Consider the following 23,236-nt stretch of genomic DNA (forward strand, 5'->3'; position numbering starts at 1 on the left):
ATTCAGGGAATTATGTGGATAACTAGTCGAAGCACTGAATCGACTTTTCGTTTTCCGCTTATTTTTTGTCCTTACGCAGGGTTAAAGGAGAGAAATTGTCGTGGACAACCGCAACAATGAAGTCTGGCAACAAGTGTTGTCGGTCATCCAAACGAAACTCAGTAAGCCAAGCTTCGACACTTGGTTTAAAGCAACGAAGGCTTCCTTCCTTAACGACGATGTAGTTATTGTTACTGCTCCGACTACATTTGCCGTTGAATGGCTGGAAACCCGATATACAAAATTAGTTGCTTCTACGCTTTCTGATTATATAGGTAGGAAAGTAGACGTTAAGTTTTCTATTGAAGAAATTCGACCGGCTGAGCCAGTTGAAGCCTTCACACAGCCAACAAATCGTCAGCCGGTTCTCGAAGAACCTATGATGCATATGTTGAATCCCAAATATACGTTCGATACATTCGTTATCGGAGCGGCCAATCGTTTTGCGCACGCAGCCTCTCTTGCTGTAGCGGAGCTGCCTGCAAAATCCTATAATCCTTTTTTCATGTATGGAGGCGTCGGACTAGGTAAAACGCATCTCATGCATGCCATCGGCCATTATATTTTGGAACATAACCCTCATATGAAGGTTCTATATCTCTCCTCGGAGAAATTTACTAACGAATTCATCAACGCCATTCGAGATAATCGTGGTGAAAGCTTCCGTAACAAGTATCGCAACATTGACGTGCTGCTTATTGATGATATTCAGTTTTTGGCCGGTAAAGAAGGAACCCAAGAGGAATTTTTCCATACCTTTAATGCCTTGCATGAAGAGCATAAGCAGATCGTCATCTCAAGTGACCGTCCGCCTAAAGAAATTCCAACGCTGGAAGAGCGACTTCGTTCCCGTTTCGAATGGGGCTTGATAACAGATATACAGCCGCCGGACCTAGAGACTCGGATCGCTATTCTGCGTAAAAAAGCAAAAGCAGAAAATCTCGACATTCCTAATGAAGCTATGATGTATATCGCGAATATGATTGATTCCAACATTCGCGAGCTCGAAGGCGCCCTTATCCGGATTGTTGCCTATTCCTCGCTTACTAACCAGGATATATCGGCACATCTTGCAGCAGAAGCATTGAAGGATATACTGCCAACCGGACGGAATCGCCTCATTACGATGCAAGATATCCAGCAGCGCGTAGGCGACTACTATGGATTGAAGCTCGAGGACTTCAAAGCTCGCAAACGGACGAAGGCCGTCGCTTTTCCAAGACAAATCGCGATGTATCTTTCACGCGAGCTAACCGACTATTCTCTGCCGAAAATTGGTGATGCTTTTGGCGGAAGGGATCATACAACCGTCATTCATGCCCACGAGAAAATTTCACAGCTGCTAAAAGTGGATCAGGATTTATACAAAATTATCAACAGTCTAACAGAAAAAATCAAAAATCTAACTTAAAAAATCAGCGGCGCCTATGCACAATTCATCCACATGTGGATAGGCGTTGTTTTCGAGCTTTTTCGGGCTTATCCACATATTCACTGCCCCTACTACTTCTTAAAGATTTAAACATGCTACAATATACAAAATCGACGAGGTGAGCCCATGAAATTGACGATATTGCGCAACGAGTTAAATGACGCTATTCAGCATGTATCCAAAGCGGTTGCCTCAAGGACAACCATTCCAATTTTAAGTGGTATTAAATTGGAAGCTACTACCACTGGAGTTACCTTAACCGCTAGCGATACCGACATCTCCATTCAAAGCTTCATCCCACTCGAATTACCGAATAAGACAATTGCTACTGTGCAAAAAACAGGAAGTGTCGTCTTAACGGCCAAATTCTTTGTCGAAATCGTTAAGAAATTACCGCATGAAGAGGTTCATATTGAGGTTGGCGAACGTTTTCAAACGATCATTAAATCCGGAGCTACGGAAATTCAGTTAGTTGGGCTTGACCCTGAAGAATTCCCAGTCCTTCCAACCGTACAAGAGGATCAGGTTGTATCGATTCCTGGAGATTTGCTACGGGACATGATTAGACAAACAGTATTCGCGGTTACGACTAACGAATCGACACCGATATTGACGGGAGTTCTTTGGAACTTACAAGAAGGTATATATAAATTCGTTGCTACAGATCGACACCGTTTGGCAAGCCGATCTGCAACGGTCGAATTATACGATGTGAGATTTTCTAATATCGTAATATCTGGTAAAACCTTAAATGAATTGGCGAAAATCGTTCCTGATCAGAATGTAATGGTGGATATTGTCGTTGCTGATAATCAAGTTCTGTTTAAGCTTGGTAACGTACTGTTCTATTCCAGAATGCTGGACGGGACTTATCCCGATACTTCAAAGATTATTCCGCAAAGCTTCAAAACAGAACTGGTATTGAACACGAAATCCTTAAGTGATTCTATAGATCGTGCCTATTTGCTTTCTCGAGAGGAAAAAACGAATATTGTACGGCTTATGACGACTGATAACGGGGGAATTGAAATTTCCTCTAGCTCATCGGAATTAGGTAAAGTAACGGAGCAATTGAGCGTGAAAGAAATGCGCGGAGATCCTCTCAAAATTGCATTCAACTCTAAATATATGCTTGACGTGTTAAAGGTTATTGACAGCGAGGAGCTGTTCATCGGTTTCAATGGTGCAATGAGCCCTATTATTATTAGGCCTAATGACCACGAGAACAGCTTGCATCTGATTCTCCCTTATCGGACGACGAATTGAGGCGCGCAGAATGAAGAATATTGGAATTTCTACGGAATACATTACTTTGGGACAGTTTCTCAAGCTTGCAGAGTGCATCGGAACGGGCGGAGAAGTGAAACATTTTCTGCAGGAAACTCGTGTATTAGTTAACAATGAGCCTGATAATCGCAGAGGGCGCAAGCTTAGAGTTGGGGATATTGTTGAGGTTGACGGATTTGGTTCATTTACGATCAGCATCCGATAATCCTGACGGCTTCAGTAGTCAGCTGAGGAAGGAAATATCCTATGCAATTAAATACCTTGGAGCTCCAAGGCTATCGTAATTATGATGCGCTAACGCTTGCCACTGAAGGTGGCGTTAATATTTTTATCGGACCTAATGCCCAGGGAAAAACCAACTTTATCGAAGCCATTCACGTGCTTTCCTTAACCAAGTCCCATCGGACCTCGAAGGACAAGGAATTGATAGGCTGGAATCAATCTTCGGCGCTAATTCGAGCACAGATGCAAAGAAAGTATGGGCAAGTGAACTTAGAGCTGCAATTGTCCGCCCAGGGCAAGAAAGCTAAAATTAATGGCTTAGAGCAGCGAAAGCTGAGCAGCTTTGTTGGAACGCTTAATGTCGTTTTGTTTGCGCCGGAGGATTTAGATATCGTTAAGGGTGCACCGGGAGTACGCCGCCGATTCATGGACATGGAGATCGGACAGGTGCACCCCGGTTATTTGTACGACATGCAGCAGTATCAAAGAATTTTGCAACAAAGGAACAATTACTTAAAATCAACGGATATGAACAAGGCCTCTCCGGAGATGATGGATGTATGGAATGAACAACTTGCAACGTCAGGTGTTAAAATGATGAAAAAAAGGAAAAACTTTATAGTACACCTGCAGAAGTGGGCTGAGAAAATTCATTCCGGAATAACCGGAGGTAATGAGCATCTTACTGTGGAGTATAAACCCTCTTTCGGGAACTCCGTTGGTATGGATAACCAAGAACATTCTTCTTTATTCGAACAATTTATGTTAAAGTTAACGCAAGGAAGGGATCAGGAATTCAGACGTGGAATTACTCTCGTCGGACCTCATCGGGATGATTTGATCTTTGCCATTAACGGTAAAGATGTTCAATCCTTTGGATCTCAAGGGCAGCAGCGAACAGCGGCATTGTCGTTAAAGCTTGCGGAATTGGAGCTTATGCACGAGGAGATCGGAGAATATCCGTTATTATTGCTTGACGATGTTCTCTCGGAACTCGATCAGACTAGGCAAACGCAGCTTATTGAGACATTTCAGAGTCGCGTTCAGACATTTATTACGACAACGAGCCTAGAGAGCGTTAACATGGGCCGGTTAAAGAATGCTTCCATTTTTCATGTGAGAAACGGCCAAGTGCTGCGTTAAGGTCAGGAGGAACTCCGTGTATATTCATCTTGGCGGGGAAAAAATCATTCGAACATCGCAGCTCGTGGCTATTTTTGATATTTCCATTGAGCAGTCTTCTAAGCTGTCTAGACAATTTGTTGTACATGCTCAGAAGAACAAGGAAGTGGAAACAATCGGGGAAGAGGATCCCAAGTCGATTGTCGTTACCGAGCACAAAGTTTATTACTCCCCAATATCCACGTCCACACTTAAGAAAAGGGCGCATATTTTGGATGGGTAGCTATGAATTTGTTAATAAAGAGCGGCTACGTATAGAAGGCGGTGGAAGGTTTGTCCGTTAATTCACAGCATAATACTTACGACGAGAGTCAGATTCAAGTCTTAGAAGGCTTGGAAGCGGTACGCAAACGTCCTGGTATGTATATTGGATCAACCAGCGGTAAGGGCTTGCATCATCTTGTATGGGAAGTCGTCGATAATAGCATTGATGAGGCGTTGGCCGGTTATTGTAATCGGATCGACGTTATTATTCATGAAGACGATAGCATCACTGTCATTGATAATGGACGGGGTATTCCAGTTGGTGAGAATGCTAAGCTAAAGAAATCAACCCTTGAAGTTGTTATGACTGTTCTTCATGCGGGTGGTAAGTTTGGCGGAGAAGGCTATAAGGTATCCGGCGGTTTGCATGGTGTTGGTGTATCCGTTGTGAATGCTTTGTCCGAGCAGGTTGTCGTTACCGTTAAACGCGATGGCCAAATTTATGAGCAAGAGTATCGCCGAGGAGCAGCTCAGCATGAGCTGAAGATCGTCGGAAATACAGAAGAAACAGGAACGACAGTAAGGTTTAAACCGGATTCGATGATCTTTACAGAAACAACGGTGTTCGATTATGACACACTGGCTGGACGTATTCGGGAGCTTGCTTTCCTCAACAAGGGAATCGAGATTAATCTAACCGATGAAAGAACGGAAATGAGCGATACTTTCCACTACGAAGGCGGAATTATTGAGTTCGTTCAATATCTTAATCGTACTCGTGATCCTTTGCATGAGCTGCCAATTTATGTAGAAGGCACGAAGGATCATATTAACATTGAGGTTGCTTTGCAATATAACGATGGTTATTCAGAGAATATCTATTCGTTCGCTAATAATATCAATACTCATGAAGGCGGTACGCACGAATCCGGCTTTAAGAGCGCCTTAACAAGAATTATTAACGATTACTCTCGTAAAATGGGTTTTGTTAAGGAGAACGAGTCTAACTTAACCGGCGATGATGTAAGGGAAGGCTTGACGGCGATTATTTCCGTTAAAATTCCTGAGCCGCAATTCGAAGGACAAACGAAGACAAAGCTCGGTAACAGCGAGGTTCGCGGTTTAGTAGAGTCTTTGTTTAGTGAAAAATTGCAGCAGTTTTTGGATGAAAATCCAGCCGTTGCTCGGAAGGTCATGGAGAAATCACTTCAAGCTGCTAGAGCACGTGAAGCTGCGCGTAAAGCACGTGAGCTGACTCGTCGTAAGAGCGCTCTGGAAGTAAGCTCCCTTCCTGGTAAGTTGGCGGATTGTTCTTCCAAGGATGCATCCATTAGTGAGATTTACATCGTAGAAGGTGACTCTGCAGGTGGATCGGCTAAGCTAGGACGTGATCGTCACTTCCAAGCGATATTGCCGCTCCGCGGGAAAATCCTCAACGTTGAAAAAGCACGGTTGGATAAAATTCTATCCAATTTGGAAATTAGAGCGATGATCACAGCACTCGGCACTGGAATCAGCGACGATTTTGACATCGCTAAGGCCAGATATCATAAGATCATTATTATGACCGATGCCGACGTGGATGGAGCTCATATCCGTACTCTTATCCTTACGTTCTTCTATCGCTACATGCGTAAGCTTATCGAAGAAGGATACATCTATATCGCTCAGCCACCATTGTTCAAGATTGAACGCAGCAAAACAGTGCGTTATGCGATGAGCGAAAAAGAACGTGATACCATCATCAGCGAGTTCGGAGAAGGCGCTAAGCTGACTATCCAGCGTTACAAAGGACTGGGAGAAATGAACGGTACCCAGCTTTGGGAAACGACAATGGATCCTGATACTCGGACGATGCTTCAGGTTAGAATTGAAGATGCAATTAAAGCTGATTTAATGTTTGATACTCTAATGGGCGATAACGTAGAACCCCGTCGGGAATTTATTCAGCAGTATGCTAAATACGTTAAGAATTTGGACGTGTAACTTACTGCCATTTGCAACTGCAGGGGGTATCTCTAGATAGAGATACCCCCTGCAAATTACCTTTTGCGTTTGTGGACTGCAAAGCGACCGTAAGCTACTGCGTATTGGTATATTTTACGGAATACGGCGCGACTGGGTAGTTTCTTGAATAGAAACGGATCAGGCATCGTGTTAACCTCAAGCACCCATGGCTTCAGATGATGATCAATTGCCACGTCAACTCCGATCTCTTTGAGACGAGGGTAACGCCTCTCCAAAGCTTTGGCGATATCGATTCCTAGCTTACGAAGACGGGATTGATAAGTAATCACCTGCTCGGAGGACATAGATTCCTTTAGTAGTGGGGTGACGGGCATGGGAGTGCCGCCTGCATGATAATTCGTGACGATTTTGCGCGGATGGGCAACACGGCCAATCATTCCGGTTGTCTCCCATTGAGACTGTGGATTTTTCTGTACCATGACCCTGAGGTCGAAACGCCTGCCCGAATATTTAAGCAAATGAATACCCTGCTGGGCGATATACGCTTTGTCTCTTTTTACCGAGAGAAGCTTTCGGAACATGCTATCAAACTCAGAGAATGAATATTTGCTCTCTCCTATTTGGAAAGTGAATAGAGGATGGGCTCCGTTATTCTTCTCAATGCGAATAACACCATTGCCAAAGGTGCCATTAATCGGTTTTACATAGATCATTCCATACTGCTCAAGCATCAGCTCGACGCTAGAACGTTGGAAGCTCCGAGTAGTAGGCACGAACTCCTTTAAAATGGGATCGGCAAGGAGAGCGTCGGTTTTAGCCCACTTGCTACGAACTCGCTGGATCGACATACGGGTTCATCCAACCTTTCCCTTTGGCAATATGATATAATGGAATTATTGTATATTTTCTAATCTATGACGGAAATCGCCTTGCGGTGTGTACCGTAAGAGCGTTCTTATCCGCTTGTATATTTGTTAAGGAGGATCTTCATGTCGGAAGAACAACGCTTCCAAGTCCGAGACCGTGATATAGGGGTCGAGATGCGGGAATCGTTCATGGATTACGCAATGAGTATCATCGTTAGCCGGGCTTTACCGGATGTACGCGATGGCTTGAAGCCTGTTCATAGGCGTATTCTTTATGCGATGTCAGAGCTTGGGATGTCTCCGGACAAGCCTTACAAAAAGTCGGCGAGAATCGTTGGCGAAGTCATTGGTAAATATCATCCGCACGGAGATTCCCCCATCTATGAAGCAATGGTCCGGATGGCACAGGATTTCTCTCTCCGCTACATGCTAGTAGACGGTCATGGAAACTTCGGTTCCGTTGACGGTGATTTTGCAGCTGCTATGCGTTATACGGAAGCTAAGCTGTCTAAGATCGCTATGGAGATGCTGCGAGATATCAACAAAGAAACGGTTGATTACAGACCTAACTATGATGGTGAAGAAGTCGAGCCAGTTGTATTACCGGCTAGATATCCGAACCTTCTCGTTAATGGTAATACGGGTATCGCTGTTGGTATGGCTACTAATATTCCTCCCCACAATTTACGGGAAGTTATTGAAGGTACCCAGGCTCTATTACGAGATCCGGAACTAACGCCGTACGATTTGATGGAATACATTAAAGGCCCGGATTTCCCAACGTCAGGGCTTATCCTTGGCCGCGTTGGCATTCGTCAAGCTTATGCAACAGGACGTGGTTCTGTTACGATGCGAGCGAGAGCCACAATCGAAGAAACCAACGGCAAGGCGCGTATTCTTGTGCACGAAATTCCATACCAGGTTAACAAAGCTAGACTGGTTGAGAAGATTGCTGAACTCGTACGCGAGAAGAAAATCGATGGTATTACTGACTTGCGGGATGAATCAGACCGTAACGGTATGCGAATTGTTATCGAATTGCGCCGTGATGTTACGCCGACCGTTGTACTAAACAACTTGTACAAGCAAACCTCCATGCAGAGCACCTTCGGAATCAACATGTTAGCTATCGTTAACAATGAGCCAAAGACTCTTAATCTGAGGGATGTGCTTTACCACTACATTAAGCATCAAGTTGAAGTCATTCGTCGTCGTACGGAATATGACCTCAAGAAAGCTGAAGCTCGTGCGCACATTCTCGAAGGCTTGCGTATTGCTTTGGATCATCTCGACGAGGTTATTGCGCTTATCCGTGCTTCGCAAACTACGGAAGAAGCTCGCGAAGGCTTGATCACCCGTTTTGGTCTCTCTCATGATCAAGCACAAGCGATTCTGGATATGCGTCTTCAACGCCTTACCGGGTTGGAGCGTGAGAAGATTGAACAAGAATATAATGAGCTTCAAGTGAAGATTGCTGAATATAGAGCTATTCTTGGTGATGAGCATCTAGTCAATGAGATCATTTACGAGGAGCTTGAAGAGATCAAGCTGAAATTCGGCGACGACAGACGTACCGAAATCACTGTAAGTGATGATGAAATTCTTGATGAAGATCTCATTCCTCGTGATGATGTTGTTGTTACGATGACACATACCGGGTATGTTAAGAGACTTCCTGTTTCCACTTACCGCAGCCAGAAAAGGGGCGGTAGAGGGGTTATGGGAATGGGGACGAAGGATGAGGATTTCATAGAAAATCTATTCGTTTCCAATACTCATCATTACCTATTGTTCTTTACGAACAAAGGACGTGTCTTCCGGTTAAAGGCCTATGAAATTCCGGATTTAAGTCGGACCGCTCGAGGCACACCGATCATTAACTTAATCCAGATTGATCAAGGCGAGACGATTAATGCCGTAATTCCGGTTGAATCTTTCGAGCCTAATCAATTCCTCTTCTTCGCTACTCGCAACGGTATTGTGAAGAAGACCCCTCTTACTGACTATGCTAATATCCGTAGAGTTGGACTTATCGCTATTTCCTTACGGGAAGACGATGATCTGATTGGGGTTAAGTTGACCGACGGCGACCGTGAAATTGTCATGGGAACTAGCCAAGGGATGTCTATTCGTTTCTCCGAACAGGATGTTAGAGCGATGGGTCGTTCAGCAACCGGTGTTAAGGGGATTCAGTTGGATAGTGATGACAAGGTAATTGATATGGATATTGTGGCACCGGATCAAGAGGTTCTCATTGTAACGTCCAAGGGTTACGGCAAACGGACTCCAATGACGGAATATCGGATCCAGACTCGTGGCGGTAAAGGGATCAAAACCCTAAACGTTACGGAGAAGAACGGAATAATCGTTGGGCTGAAGGTTGTTCATGACGACGAGGATCTCATGATTATGACTTCATCTGGTACTTTAATCCGGACCAGTATGTCTGGTATTAATACGATGGGTCGGATTACTCAGGGCGTTAAACTAATTAATATCCGCGACGAAGATTCCGTTGCAACTGTAGCGCGGGCTCCGCGCAGTGAAGACTCCGATTCCGAAGAGGATGAAGTGGAGTCGTCTGAAGAGAGCTAACATTTAGTAGTCCGTGTTTGAATTTTGGGAGGGATGCAGCATGCCGATTATTCCGATAGCGCAAGTGCAAGCAGGCGATCGTCTTGGAAGTGATGTTCAGACGGCTCTCGGAAGCGTGCTGCTCCAGCAAGGTCGGACACTTTCTGAACGGGATGCTGAAATTCTGCAGGCGTTTCTCATTCCTAGTGTGGACATTAGACGCAATGGTTTAGAAGAGCCTGACAACGTTACCGCAGCTGATGAAATAGCTGTAACGACGTCGGAAGTAAAGCTCACCTTGCTGCAGCAGGAATTTCTCAATGTGGAGAAGCTTCTCAAACGTATTATGTCTATGTTTTCCTCAGGATTAAAGCTTCCAGTGCTCGATTTGCGCAATGGACTTAATTCTCTTCTTGAGTGTATGGACGAATATAATATCCTTACTTTTGTTGCTCCTCCATCGAGTGGACCTACAGATGTTATGGTTCGAAACAGTGTCTTCTGTGCAATGACGTCCTATCAGCTTGCGAAATGGAACAAGTTCTCGGAGAAGGATCTGCTTCCAATTGCAATGGCTGGACTGCTTCATGATATCGGTAATGTCCGGGTGGATTCGACCATTCTGAACAAGCCGTCTCATCTTACTCCGGAAGAAATACAGGAGATGAGGCAGCATACCGTATATGGGTTCAGACTGCTAGAAGGAAGCACCTCAATGAATCAAGGTGTGTGGCTAGCAGCACTCCAGCACCATGAAAGAATTGACGGTAGCGGATATCCGATGAAGGTTAAAGGAGAGAAAATACATCCTTACGCCAAAATTGTCGCCATTGCTGATATGTACCATGCTATGACTTCTAATCGTAATTACCGCAAAGCAGAGTCACCGTATCTTGTATTGGAAGAGCTGCATGCAGGTTCTTTCGGTAAGCTAGAGCCGTTATATGTTCAAACCTTTATCGAGAGAACGACACAGTTCCATAACGGGGTATTCGTTAAGCTGAACAATGGCAGTATCGGGGAGATCGTATTCTCGGATCGTAATCACCCGACTAGACCGATGGTGTCTATTAATGGAGATATCATCAATCTAGGACAGAATCGTCAGCTGTTCATCTGTGAAGTATTCAGCACCAAGTAGTAATAGAATAGTAGTTGAGATAGACCGAGAGATTGGCTTGATGAGCCGATTCTCGGTCTTTTTGTTTTTATGAAGATGTGCTCTAGACCCCTAGTAGAGAAGGGGGTTCTACAGAGACATACTTACGCAATATGAGGGTAATAAAAATAAAATGAAAAAGTTATAAAAAACAGTTGCATCTCTTCGCCCACCGTGATATATTATTTAAGCCGCTTCAAGAGGGCGCAGCACAAACAAGCAAAACAGTAACAGAAATTGTTCTTTGAAAACTGAACATTGAGCGTAAGAAAACGAACAAATCGTCGGAAGATAACTTCGGTTATCGGAAGACAATCCAGTTGTAAAGATTGAGCCTCAAAGGCTCTTTAATACGAGACTTCGGTCTCACTATTATGGAGAGTTTGATCCTGGCTCAGGACGAACGCTGGCGGCGTGCCTAATACATGCAAGTCGAACGGATCTTGTTTAGAAGCTTGCTTCTAAACTTGGTTAGTGGCGGACGGGTGAGTAACACGTAGGCAACCTGCCCATAAGATCGGGATAACATTCGGAAACGAATGCTAAGACCGGATAAACAATTTGATCGCATGGTCGAATTGGGAAACGCGGAGTAATCTGCGGCTTGTGGATGGGCCTGCGGCGCATTAGCTAGTTGGTGGGGTAATGGCTCACCAAGGCGACGATGCGTAGCCGACCTGAGAGGGTGAACGGCCACACTGGGACTGAGACACGGCCCAGACTCCTACGGGAGGCAGCAGTAGGGAATCTTCCACAATGGGCGAAAGCCTGATGGAGCAACGCCGCGTGAGTGAGGAAGGCTTTCGGGTCGTAAAGCTCTGTTGCCAGGGAAGAATAAGGGTGAGAGTAACTGCTCATCCGATGACGGTACCTGAGAAGAAAGCCCCGGCTAACTACGTGCCAGCAGCCGCGGTAATACGTAGGGGGCAAGCGTTGTCCGGATTTATTGGGCGTAAAGCGCGCGCAGGCGGTTCTTTAAGTCTGGTGTCTAAGTGCGGGGCTCAACCCCGTGATGCACTGGAAACTGGGGAACTTGAGTGCAGAAGAGGAGAGCGGAATTCCACGTGTAGCGGTGAAATGCGTAGAGATGTGGAGGAACACCAGTGGCGAAGGCGGCTCTCTGGACTGTAACTGACGCTGAGGCGCGAAAGCGTGGGGAGCAAACAGGATTAGATACCCTGGTAGTCCACGCTGTAAACGATGAGTGCTAGGTGTTGGGGGTATCATGCCCTCGGTGCCGAAGTTAACACATTAAGCACTCCGCCTGGGGAGTACGGTCGCAAGACTGAAACTCAAAGGAATTGACGGGGACCCGCACAAGCAGTGGAGTATGTGGTTTAATTCGAAGCAACGCGAAGAACCTTACCAGGTCTTGACATCCCTCTGAATCCTCTAGAGATAGAGGCGGCCTTCGGGACAGAGGAGACAGGTGGTGCATGGTTGTCGTCAGCTCGTGTCGTGAGATGTTGGGTTAAGTCCCGCAACGAGCGCAACCCCTAAACTTAGTTGCCAGCAGGTTAAGCTGGGCACTCTAGGTTGACTGCCGGTGACAAACCGGAGGAAGGCGGGGATGACGTCAAATCATCATGCCCCTTATGACCTGGGCTACACACGTACTACAATGGCCGGTACAACGGGCTGCGAAACCGCGAGGTGGAGCCAATCCCAACAAAGCCGGTCTCAGTTCGGATTGCAGGCTGCAACTCGCCTGCATGAAGTCGGAATTGCTAGTAATCGCGGATCAGCATGCCGCGGTGAATACGTTCCCGGGTCTTGTACACACCGCCCGTCACACCACGAGAGTTTACAACACCCGAAGTCGGTGGGGTAACCCGCAAGGGAGCCAGCCGCCGAAGGTGGGGTAGATGATTGGGGTGAAGTCGTAACAAGGTAGCCGTATCGGAAGGTGCGGCTGGATCACCTCCTTTCTAAGGAACCCTTCGGGGTTATAAAAGTCCATAGCTACTTCGGTAGGATGGCAAATTCGTTTCTTACGCTCAAGTTCAGTTTTGAAAGAGCAATACACTCTTTCTTTAGAAAGCCGGTTTGGTGGCAACGGCGGAGGGGTTCCACGCGTTCCCATCTCGAACACGACCGTTAAGCCCTCCAGCGCCAATGGTACTTGGACCGCAGGGTCCTGGGAGAGTAGGACGTCGCCAAGCCGGGCTTTTCTTATCTCTGCTTGTAGAGGTAAGGAAGGAACAATAGCCCAGCAGCATCGGGCGCACATATTGGCCTTTAGCTCAGCTGGTTAGAGCGCACCCCTGATAAGGGTGAGGTCGGTGGTTCGAGTCCACTAAGGCCAACCATCTTTTCTTGAAACTTTATAACCCATGGGGACTTAGCTCAGCTGGGAGAGCACCTGCCTTGCACGCAGGGGGTCAGCGGTTCGATCCCGCTAGTCTCCACCATGAGACTTTCAGAGACGACCTTTGGTCGCTCGTTTGTACCTTGAAAACTGGATAGCGAAACAAAGCGCGAAAGAAGAGTAGTATCATCTATGCCTTACTAGTGTCTAATTATGTACTGACAACCGAACATTAGACTTCGTCTAACGTTAACGGTTGCAGTTGGTTAAGCTAATAAGAGCGCACGGAGGATGCCTAGGCGCCAGGAGCCGAAGAAGGACGCGACGAACAGCGATATGCTTCGGGGAGCTGTAAGTGAGCTTTGATCCGGAGATTTCCGAATGGGGAAACCCAGCTACCGTAATGGGTAGTTACCCTCGACTGAATACATAGGTCGTTGGAGGCACACCAGGGGAACTGAAACATCTAAGTACCCTGAGGAAAAGAAAACAAAAGTGATTCCGTCAGTAGCGGCGAGCGAAAGCGGAGAAGCCCAAACCTAAGAGCTTGCTCTTAGGGGTTGTGGGACGTCTCACATGGAGTAAGAAAAGAGAGTATTAGGCGAAGAGGTCTGGAAAGGCCCGTCACAGAAGGTAAAAACCCTGTAGCCGAAAGTGCTTTCTCTCCGAGACGGATCCCGAGTACCGCGGGACACGAGAAACCCCGTGGGAATCCGGCAGGACCATCTGCCAAGGCTAAATACTTCCTGGCGACCGATAGTGAAGCAGTACCGTGAGGGAAAGGTGAAAAGCACCGCGGGAGCGGAGTGAAAAAGAACCTGAAACCGTGCGCTTACAAGAAGTCAGAGCCCGATCTAGGGGTGATGGCGTGCCTTTTGTAGAATGAACCGGCGAGTTACGTTCACGTGCAAGGTTAAGCTGATGAGGCGGAGCCGAAGGGAAACCGAGTCTGAATAGGGCGAATAAGTACGTGGTCGTAGACCCGAAACCGTGTGATCTACCCCTGTGCAGGGTGAAGGTGCGGTAACACGCACTGGAGGCCCGAACTCGTGAACGTTGAAAAGTTCTGGGATGACGTGGGGTAGGGGAGAAATTCCAATCGAACTCGGAGATAGCTGGTTCTCCCCGAAATAGCTTTAGGGCTAGCCTCGAGGTAAAGCATCGTGGAGGTAGAGCACTGATTGGGTGCGGGGCCCGCCAAGGGTTACCAAGTCCAGTCAAACTCCGAATGCCATGTATGTATACTCGGGAGTCAGACAGCGAGTGCTAAGATCCGTTGTCAAGAGGGAAAGAGCCCAGATCATCAGCTAAGGTCCCCAAGTGTGTGTTAAGTGGGAAAGGATGTGGAGTTGCGAAGACAACCAGGATGTTGGCTTAGAAGCAGCCACCATTTAAAGAGTGCGTAATAGCTCACTGGTCGAGTGACTCTGCGCCGAAAATGTAACGGGGCTAAACACACCACCGAAGCTATGGCATGACACTTAGGTGTCTTGGGTAGGGGAGCGTTGTATGCGGGTAGAAGTCAGACCGTAAGGACTGGTGGACTGCATAGAAGTGAGAATGCCGGTATGAGTAACGAAAAGACAGGTGAGAATCCTGTCCGCCGAAAGCCTAAGGGTTCCTGGGGTAGGTTCGTCCGCCCAGGGTAAGTCGGGACCTAACGCGAGGCCGAAAGGCGTAGTGGATGGACAACAGGTTGAAATTCCTGTACCACCGTAATCCGTTATGAGCAATGGGGGGACGCAGGAGGAGAACGACGCAGACTGATGGAATAGTCTGTCCAAGCAGTAAGAGGTGAGTGTAGGCAAATCCGCACTCTAATACCTCAAGCTGTGATGGGGAGGGAAAATCACAGTACCGAAGGTCATGTACCCACGCTGCCAAGAAAAGCCTCTAGCCAGGAGAAGGTGCCCGTACCGCAAACCGACACAGGTGGGCGAGATGAGAATTCTAAGGCGCGCGGAAGAACTCTCGTTAAGGAACTCGGCAAAATGACCCCGTAACTTCGGGAGAAGGGGTGCCCCGGTAGTGTGAATAGCACGAGGGGGCCGCAGTGAAGAGGCCCAAGCGACTGTTTAGCAAAAACACAGGTCTGTGCGAAGCCGTAAGGCGAAGTATACGGCTGACGCCTGCCCGGTGCTGGAAGGTTAAGAGGAGTGGTTAGGGGCAACCCGAAGCTATGAATTGAAGCCCCAGTAAACGGCGGCCGTAACTATAACGGTCCTAAGGTAGCGAAATTCCTTGTCAGGTAAATTCTGACCCGCACGAATGGCGTAACGACTTGGGCGCTGTCTCAACGAGAGATCCGGTGAAATTTTAGCACCTGTGAAGATGCAGGTTACCCGCGACGTGACGGAAAGACCCCATGGAGCTTTACTGTAGCTTGATATTGAACTTTGGTACGGTCTGTACAGGATAGGTGGGAGCCTTTGAAGGTGGAGCGCAAGCTTCACTGGAGGCGCCGTTGGGATACCACCCTGATCGTATCGGAGTTCTAACTCACTACCCTTATCGGGTAGGAGGACCGTGTCAGGCGGACAGTTTGACTGGGGCGGTCGCCTCCTAAAGAGTAACGGAGGCGCTCTAAGGTTCCCTCAGCGCGGTTGGAAATCGCGCGCAGAGTGCAAAGGCATAAGGGAGCTTGACTGCGAGACCTACAAGTCGAGCAGGGACGAAAGTCGGACTTAGTGATCCGGTGGTACCGAATGGAAGGGCCATCGCTCAACGGATAAAAGCTACCCTGGGGATAACAGGCTTATCTCCCCCAAGAGTCCACATCGACGGGGAGGTTTGGCACCTCGATGTCGGCTCATCGCATCCTGGGGCTGAAGTAGGTCCAAGGGTTGGGCTGTTCGCCCATTAAAGCGGTACGCGAGCTGGGTTCAGAACGTCGTGAGACAGTTCGGTCCCTATCTGTCGCGGGCGTAGGAAATTTGAGAGGGGCTGTCCTTAGTACGAGAGGACCGGGATGGACGCACCGCTGGTGTACCAGTTGTTCCGCCAGGAGCATCGCTGGGTAGCCAAGTGCGGAAGGGATAAGCGCTGAAAGCATCTAAGCGCGAAGCCTGCCTCAAGATGAGATTTCCCAATTCGTAAGACCCCTGGAAGAACACCAGGTTGATAGGCTCGGGGTGGAAGCGCGGTAACGTGTGTAGCTGACGAGTACTAATCGGTCGAGGGCTTATCCTAACGAATAAACACTATTACATGCAAGACCACCACTCTTCTTCCTGCTTTGTTTCGCATCCAGTTTTCAAGGCGCAAGCTTTGTGAATGTATTTGTGACGACGTTGTCGACACAACTGGTCTGGTAATAATGGCGGAGGGGTTCCACGCGTTCCCATCTCGAACACGACCGTTAAGCCCTCCAGCGCCAATGGTACTTGGACCGCAGGGTCCTGGGAGAGTAGGACGTTGCCAGGCCAAATAGAAAGAAGCACTCAGCAATGGGTGCTTTTTTTGTGCTTTGGAATAGATGATTTCCATACTTTATAGCTGTAATGTAACCTGCAGAAGTGATGAAAAAAATCGCTAATCAGGCTTCAAGCCTCCCACCAAGATCAAAGTAGAGTGAAAAACATCGTACTTACGCCACCACAGTAGTTATTTGAGTAACATATCTCGTAGAAGCGATGAATAACATCGCTAATCGCACCTCAAGTAGCCCGCAAAGCAAGAAGTAGAATGAAAAACATCGTACTTACGACACCACAGCAGTTATTTGAGTAACATATCCCTCAGAAGCGATGTTTATCATCGCTATCCCAACCCCAAACTGCCCACTAAGCAAGAAGTAGAATGAAAACATCGTACTTACGCCACCACAGTAGTTATTTGAGTAACACCCCCCTCTGAAGCGATGAAAAACATCGCTAATTCAACTCCAAGCCCCCCACCAAGCAAGAAGTACGATAGAAAACATCGTACTTTCGCTACCGTAGCAGTAGTTAGTTTAAGTTTTAGAGAAGGGCTTGACGGTTTTTTACTACTTTCGATGGATACTTCAACTATCTTGCACACCCCTCTTGTCACTACTGCAATTAGGTAGGTAACCCTCCCTTGCGGGGAATCAAAACAGCAAATAATAATACGGCTACCCTGAACATTCATCAGCATTCAAATCGTCAATAACCGACAAAAGCTGAGCTTGCCCTTGAATGTTCAACTTTGTCTTTGGTTTCGACAAATTTCAGCCGGCTAATCGATATAAAGATACTCCAAACTTATATGCCCCGTCCCAAGCTCAGTCCCAGCTCAGTCCCACCTCTGCCTCAGCTCCGTCCCCAGCTTGCCCCAACCCCCGCCCTCGTTTCCACCCCCAAACTTCGACAGATTTAGCAGACATATAAATGTCGATTATACTACAAATATTAACTCGCATCTGCACACCACATTCACCACTAATCCGACTAAAGTCACCCTCCCACTCTCAATTAGGTTCTTAGGTACCTAAACTTCAACAGCGTCCGATTGTACTTGCATATCAATAAAATTACATATATATTCTTCTTGTATGAGAAAAGAATTCGCATATGAAATAAAAATAAATAAGGAAGGGGGCTGCGTTATTAGATTACAGAGTGTTTGACCAGTAATTAGCTTGTAATGAAAAGAGGGTGAATTTAGCTGAGAGTAGTTACGCTAGATATGAGGAAAGAAGACATCTTCTCCAAAGTTACTATCGTAATCAACCGCAACATGTAAGCGCTTGCTATGCGATAACCACCAAAAGGGAGTGAATAATCAATGCTTAAACGTCTGATATTTGGGACTGTGATGCTCTGTACTTTGCTATTGGTCATTACACCGGTTACGGCAAAAGTATTGGATCCCACGTTTAATGAGCCTTGGTCGAGAGCTGGGTTGACCCAACAGGTAGGTCAGCTAAATACGATAATTACAGCAACGACCCATCCCCAGCTGAAGTTATTTCTAGAAAGCGTGCGTAATAAAGCAGACTTAGTATTAGCATCCAGTGTAATTACATCTGATACGGGTCAAAAAACCCAGAAGTCCTTAAGCTATGCACTCAAGCTAGCTACAGACGTAAATCATGCGAATCAAGCACTATGGAACGGCACACCTTTTATCGTATACGATACCCCAGCTCTTAGCCCTCATCCAAGACTCCCAGATAGCCTCCCCGAAGATGGTAAGGTTAGCAATCAGCTTTCAATCATTTCTGCAAAAGGTGAATTCGAGCCTGCATCTTTCGTGCTTTCCCCACTCAGCAATGTAAGCTCGGCTACTTTTGTGATCAATGAATTAACTCGGGAAGGTGGCGGAACAATTCCTTCCAGTGCTGTAGATCTCCGTGTAGTAAAAAACTGGTACCAGGGTGGAACGGCGTGGTATAGCTACTTCGCTGATGACTCCCAGAACGTGTTGGTGCCTGAATTGCTGCTGCATGACGAGAATCTTGTCCTAGTAGATCATGAACGGAAGGGAAATTCTCTGAGGGTTGATTACCCGACGGGGTCACAATATGTGGACATCTCCAATATACCAGCAACCCCATTTGACGTGTACAAGACACCAGTGGAAGATAGCCCAACGCTACTTCCAATTGCACTTAAGCAGGGAGAATCCAAGCAAATATGGTTAACCCTGAAGGTGCCTAAGGAAACGCCGGCTGGTTTCTATAAAGGCACAATCGACATTACCGCAGACGGAGCCTCGGCCGGACAGATTACTTTGAATGTTCGGGTGCTCCCGTTCGAACTACCCAATCCGAAGACTTATTATGATACAGATAAGGACTTTTACGTCATGCTTTACCATCATGCCCGCTTAAAAGAAACATTGGCAGCAGCTAAAGGAGATACAGCTCTCGTCGAAGCCAACCTGCTGAACCAATATCGTAATTTGGCTGATCATAACGTACTCAATCTCCCAGGGCCGGAGTATTCAACAAAGGATAAAACGGTCTTCCTTCGCCAGCTAGAGCTTATGCAGCAGGCTGGTCTTGATTTAGATCCTCTGTTTGGGGTTAAGCCTACTTTCGATTTCTTGATCTATGAAAAATACACAGCCTATATGAATGCCAAAAAGGCATACGATGCTAATCCGACAGCTGCTAATAAACAAAAGATGGACACGACCTTTACAGCATGGCGCACAGGAGCAGATAAATTTAAGCTAGACCTGGATGAAGCTTTTAATGTTGCATCTGGCTTTGTCGGTCATACGAATCTCTTTTTCGATGGATGGGACGAGGCATGGAAGGAAATGCTGCTGTTCCAGCAGGAAAACTGGAAATATATACATGATAAAGGTGCTAAAGTCTTTGCCACAGGAAATGCAGGACATCTTGAACTCGAAGAAAAAGAGGATTTCCTGAACTGGGTAGGAGAGCCGACAAGGGACAAAGCCAATCAGTGGCATTCAGCGGGCGAAAATAGGATGATTACAAACTACGCCTTCCCGCATACTGGACCGGAGAACCCAGACTTAATGCGCCAGCGGCATGGTATGTGGCTCTACAAAGCCAATTATGACGCTACGTACAACTATAATTTTCTCGAGAATCCAGTTAATCCTTGGAACGACAACTCATCTGCCGGATTCCCATACCGTGCCTTTAACTTGGTGTACCCAACAAGAACGAATTTGATAGACACCATTGCTTGGGAAGGCTTCCGCGAAGGAATAGACGATATACGCTATGCAACGAAGCTTAAACAAGTTGCTGCAGATGCGATAGCTTCGGGTAAATCGGTCCGTATTGCTGCTGCCAATAAAGCCTTGACCTGGCTGGAATCATCCGACGAGCGTTCAACAAATGCCGATTTGCTGAGGCTGGAGATGATTCGTTACATTGTTCGTTTGCTTGATTTGGAAAATACGCAATAAGGAGGGGGTAACGATGTTGAAAAAAAACTCAAAGCTCGTAATACTCTTATTAGCGCTAGCTTTAGTTGTATCGGGTTTATTTCAGGTAAAGGCTGCAGATGCTGCCGAACCTACGAATAAGAAGGTTTATGAAGTTACCTGGGCTACGGAAGATTTATCTACTCCGATGAGTTGGGTGCAAAGCCCTTATTTTAACAATCCGCTCTATAAAGAAACACGGTTCGAAAACTATAACAACAACGCCCCGATTCCACCGGGAGGTACTAGAGAAACGGGCTTTTACATGGTTTATCGTGAGGATGGCTTGTACATGTTTTTCCAATCAGCAGAGCCAGACACGGATCCTGTAACCGGGAGGCTAAAGGAAAATTGGTTGGAGCTGTATCTTACAGAGGGTGAGGGCAACGCTCCCTATCATCAGATGATTGTACCAACCTCTGGGAACGGAATTGAATATTATGAATGGCAAACAGAGCATCGGGACAATCGCCCATTAGAGGGAAATGTTCATGTTGATACGAAGCAAATTCCAGGCGGATGGGGGACGGTTATTGTCATCCCATGGGAGACAGTCTATGACAAGCTGCCGCTTAACGGAGAGAATTGGAAATTCAACGTAATCCGATGGTCACCCGTCGACGGACAAACCTGGCAAGGGCAGGTACACCAAACCGGAAGGTTTAACCTGCTCCATTTTCAGAAGCCTACAACAGAACAACGAATGGCGATTCAGAAAAATGTACTGACTAAAGCCTGGAACAAATTGCAGTCAACGTCGGACAGTTTGACAGAGTATTGGTCTGAGAATGCTGCAACCTCAGAGCTCCCTTTTTACAACCATATTGTATGGCCTTTAATTGAAGCAGAATCCACTTATAGTTCTTCAATTTCACAATTAGCAGCTTTGAATGCATCACAAACTGAACTGCTTTTCGATAATGCTAAACGGTGGATGGAGCTTAGATATGAGGTTGATGATCAGCGCCAGCAGTATTTGAAGAACATTCTGATGGATCATACAGCACCTGTGACTACGGCGAATGTGTCCTCAGAGCAACCCATAACGGTTACATTGACTGCTTCTGATGACTTATCGGGAGTTGCAGAAACGGTGTATAGCTTGGATAATGGCACCACGTGGCAGCCGTATACGAGTCCACTAGTATTCGATCAGGAAGGACAGCATGTAGTAAGCTACCGATCTATTGATTTAGCTGACAATGTGGAAACGACAAAGACAGTAACTGTTACTGTTACCGTTGAGAATGAACCGCCGACTGCAACTGTCGATTACAGCATCACCACACCGACGACGGGAAGTGTTACTGCAACAATAACGCCCAACAAGCCGGTAACGATTACGAACAACGGAGGCTCTAATAGCTTCACCTTCCACGTTAACGGTAGCTATACTTTCGAGTTTGTAGATGGGGCAGGCAAGCAGGGATCAACGACGGCTGTTGTAACGAATATCATCTCAAATAGTAACGGTTTGCCAGGCACGCCCGTGCTTTCCAATGATAATGGGTGGGATACGGGATTGCTCGATGGAAATTACAACGTGAAAATGAATATGTGGTCGGGCAATAATGGTAAGGTGTATAAGCTGTATGAGAACGATGTTCTAATTGAGACAGGAGTTCTTACTGAAAATTCGCCTAATGCGCAATCTGTGGTAACGGCTATTACCGGTAAGCTTAACGGCACCTACAAGTACTACATCGAGCTAATTAATGCATATGGGACAACAAAAAGTAATATTATGACGGTGAACGTGACAGATGCGACACCAGCTAAGCCAGTACTATCACATGATAATTGGAGTCAAGGTGGAAACTACAAGATCAACATGAATATGTGGTGGGGAACAAATGGGGTAACCTATCATCTGTACGAGAATGGGGTGTTAATCGATACCCAAACATTTAGCGATCAATCGCCGCGAGCACAATCAGCTATTACAACGATCAGCAATAAAGCGATTGGCACTTACGAGTATCGGGCGGAGCTCGTTAACTATGCTGGAAGCACATCTAGTGAATTAATTACGGTTAACGTTACAAAATAATAGCTAGGTATTTGTTGAGTTTGAGGAGAACGTCAAACGACGACCCAAGGACGAACACTTTAACAAAAGTGGTCACTCTCGGGTCGTCGTTTTTTCGATCGTAGTAAACGATAGTTTTTTGTCGAAAAAAGGTATTGACAGTGCTGTTGGGTACGGTGTAAAGTTCGATTAAACCGTAAATACATATAAGTTTACTTGGTATTATATAAATACACATAAAGGAGGGTGTAATCATGAGCATAGCAATCATTGCTGCCATGGAAGAAGAGGCGGCCGAATTGAAATCACAAATTGATCATATTCAAACGGTAACGGTAGCGGGAGGAGTCTTTCATTCAGGTCAGCTAAGAGGAAAGGATATCATTCTGCTTGAGTGTGGTATCGGCAAAGTGAATGCAGCATTAACGACGGCGGTGCTTATCGACAGATATCGTCCTGAGTTAATTATCCATTACGGGGCTGCAGGTGGATTGGATCCAGCTTTGAAGATCGGAGATATCGTTGTCGCCACGGAAGTTGCTTACAGCGATGTGGATGTCACGGCGTTCAAATACGAGTATGGACAAGTTCCCCAGAGACCTGCACGTTACTCTGTGGAGAAAAAGCTGATCGACGTTGTGCAACAATCACTGGCAGGTAAATTCTTTGGCGGTCATATTGTCTATGGTTTGATTACAACGGAGGATTCCTTTATTTATCAGCCCGAGCGGTCCCGCCGCGTACGTAGCCTGTTCCCAGAAACCAAAGCAACGGATATGGAAGGCGCATCTATTGCTCAGACAGCGCACCAGTTCGGCGTGCCCTTTATCGTCATCAGGTCCTTATCGGACTTGGCGGGGAATGAGGCAGCGGGCTCCTTTAAATCCAACGTAGGTTTGGCGGCGAGGCATGCAGGCAATGTTGCAGCAGAGATCGTAGCCTTATATTCTACAATTGAGCAGTCTAACGAACAAGTACAGTTGCGCTAAGGGCCATATGACGTATATGATGGGAAGAGATCATCAACGATGTATACCGTTATGGTATATAAACACCGGGAGAACGCTTCTCGGTGTTTTTTGCGAGCGTTAGCTTA

The 23,236-nt window shown here is 46.6% G+C and carries 12 protein-coding genes, 2 tRNA genes and 4 rRNA genes; 17 read left to right on the top strand and 1 reads right to left on the bottom strand.

Features of this window, described 5'->3' with window-relative positions:
- Positions 1–100: 100 nt before the first annotated feature.
- The 6 genes from dnaA (at position 101) to gyrB (ending at position 6,352) form a co-directional block, all read left to right on the top strand.
- Positions 101–1,450, top strand: coding sequence for a chromosomal replication initiator protein DnaA (dnaA, locus tag KCTCHS21_RS00005; protein WP_130604552.1), 1,350 nt, complete (start codon positions 101–103; stop codon positions 1,448–1,450).
- Positions 1,451–1,597: 147 nt separating this feature from the next.
- On the top strand, positions 1,598–2,737 hold the full coding sequence (gene dnaN, locus KCTCHS21_RS00010; protein WP_130604553.1) for a DNA polymerase III subunit beta: 1,140 nt from the start codon (positions 1,598–1,600) through the stop codon (positions 2,735–2,737).
- Between the two features lie 10 nt (positions 2,738–2,747).
- Entirely contained in the window at positions 2,748–2,963 is a 216-nt protein-coding gene (gene yaaA, locus KCTCHS21_RS00015; protein WP_130604554.1) for a S4 domain-containing protein YaaA, read from the top strand.
- A gap of 41 nt (positions 2,964–3,004) precedes the next feature.
- Positions 3,005–4,123 (top strand): DNA replication/repair protein RecF, encoded by a 1,119-nt coding sequence (gene recF / locus KCTCHS21_RS00020; protein ID WP_130604555.1) that lies wholly within the window; start codon positions 3,005–3,007, stop codon positions 4,121–4,123.
- Between the two features lie 16 nt (positions 4,124–4,139).
- Entirely contained in the window at positions 4,140–4,385 is a 246-nt protein-coding gene (gene remB, locus KCTCHS21_RS00025) for an extracellular matrix regulator RemB (protein ID WP_130604556.1), read from the top strand.
- Between the two features lie 50 nt (positions 4,386–4,435).
- On the top strand, positions 4,436–6,352 hold the full coding sequence (gene gyrB, locus KCTCHS21_RS00030) for a DNA topoisomerase (ATP-hydrolyzing) subunit B (RefSeq protein WP_130604557.1): 1,917 nt from the start codon (positions 4,436–4,438) through the stop codon (positions 6,350–6,352).
- A gap of 56 nt (positions 6,353–6,408) precedes the next feature.
- On the opposite strand, the gene KCTCHS21_RS00035 is transcribed toward gyrB, so the two are convergent.
- Positions 6,409–7,182, bottom strand: coding sequence for a YheC/YheD family protein (locus KCTCHS21_RS00035; RefSeq protein ID WP_130604558.1), 774 nt, complete (start codon positions 7,180–7,182; stop codon positions 6,409–6,411).
- A 141-nt stretch (positions 7,183–7,323) separates the two neighbouring features.
- Here KCTCHS21_RS00035 and gyrA point away from each other — a divergent pair, with 141 nt between their 5' ends.
- The 11 genes from gyrA (at position 7,324) to KCTCHS21_RS00090 (ending at position 23,129) form a co-directional block, all read left to right on the top strand.
- The gene (gyrA, locus tag KCTCHS21_RS00040; protein ID WP_130604559.1) at positions 7,324–9,795 is read left to right on the top strand and encodes a DNA gyrase subunit A; all 2,472 of its coding nucleotides are present in this window, start codon (positions 7,324–7,326) and stop codon (positions 9,793–9,795) included.
- A 40-nt stretch (positions 9,796–9,835) separates the two neighbouring features.
- Positions 9,836–10,915, top strand: coding sequence for an HD-GYP domain-containing protein (locus tag KCTCHS21_RS00045; protein WP_130604560.1), 1,080 nt, complete (start codon positions 9,836–9,838; stop codon positions 10,913–10,915).
- Positions 10,916–11,304: 389 nt separating this feature from the next.
- Positions 11,305–12,861 (top strand): 16S ribosomal RNA (locus KCTCHS21_RS00050).
- Positions 12,862–12,978: 117 nt separating this feature from the next.
- Positions 12,979–13,095 (top strand): 5S ribosomal RNA (gene rrf / locus KCTCHS21_RS00055).
- Positions 13,096–13,165: 70 nt separating this feature from the next.
- Positions 13,166–13,242, top strand: a tRNA-Ile gene (locus KCTCHS21_RS00060).
- Positions 13,243–13,268: 26 nt separating this feature from the next.
- Positions 13,269–13,344: transfer RNA gene (locus KCTCHS21_RS00065), tRNA-Ala, on the top strand.
- A gap of 161 nt (positions 13,345–13,505) precedes the next feature.
- Positions 13,506–16,430: ribosomal RNA gene (locus tag KCTCHS21_RS00070) — 23S ribosomal RNA — on the top strand.
- Between the two features lie 117 nt (positions 16,431–16,547).
- A 5S ribosomal RNA gene (gene rrf / locus KCTCHS21_RS00075) occupies positions 16,548–16,664 on the top strand.
- The 16S, 23S and 5S rRNA genes sit together here with 2 tRNA genes alongside, the layout of an rRNA operon.
- 1,323 nt (positions 16,665–17,987) lie before the next feature.
- A complete protein-coding gene (locus KCTCHS21_RS00080; protein WP_130604561.1) occupies positions 17,988–20,093 on the top strand; it encodes a hypothetical protein in 2,106 nt (701 codons plus the stop codon).
- Between the two features lie 13 nt (positions 20,094–20,106).
- Positions 20,107–22,161 (top strand): OmpL47-type beta-barrel domain-containing protein, encoded by a 2,055-nt coding sequence (locus KCTCHS21_RS00085; RefSeq protein WP_130604562.1) that lies wholly within the window; start codon positions 20,107–20,109, stop codon positions 22,159–22,161.
- A 233-nt stretch (positions 22,162–22,394) separates the two neighbouring features.
- Positions 22,395–23,129, top strand: a complete 735-nt coding sequence (locus KCTCHS21_RS00090) for a 5'-methylthioadenosine/adenosylhomocysteine nucleosidase (RefSeq protein WP_130604563.1) — start codon at positions 22,395–22,397, stop codon at positions 23,127–23,129.
- The last annotated feature ends 107 nt before the right edge of the window (positions 23,130–23,236 follow it).

Source organism: Cohnella abietis (assembly GCF_004295585.1).
Classification (GTDB): Bacteria; Bacillota; Bacilli; order Paenibacillales; family Paenibacillaceae; genus Cohnella; species Cohnella abietis.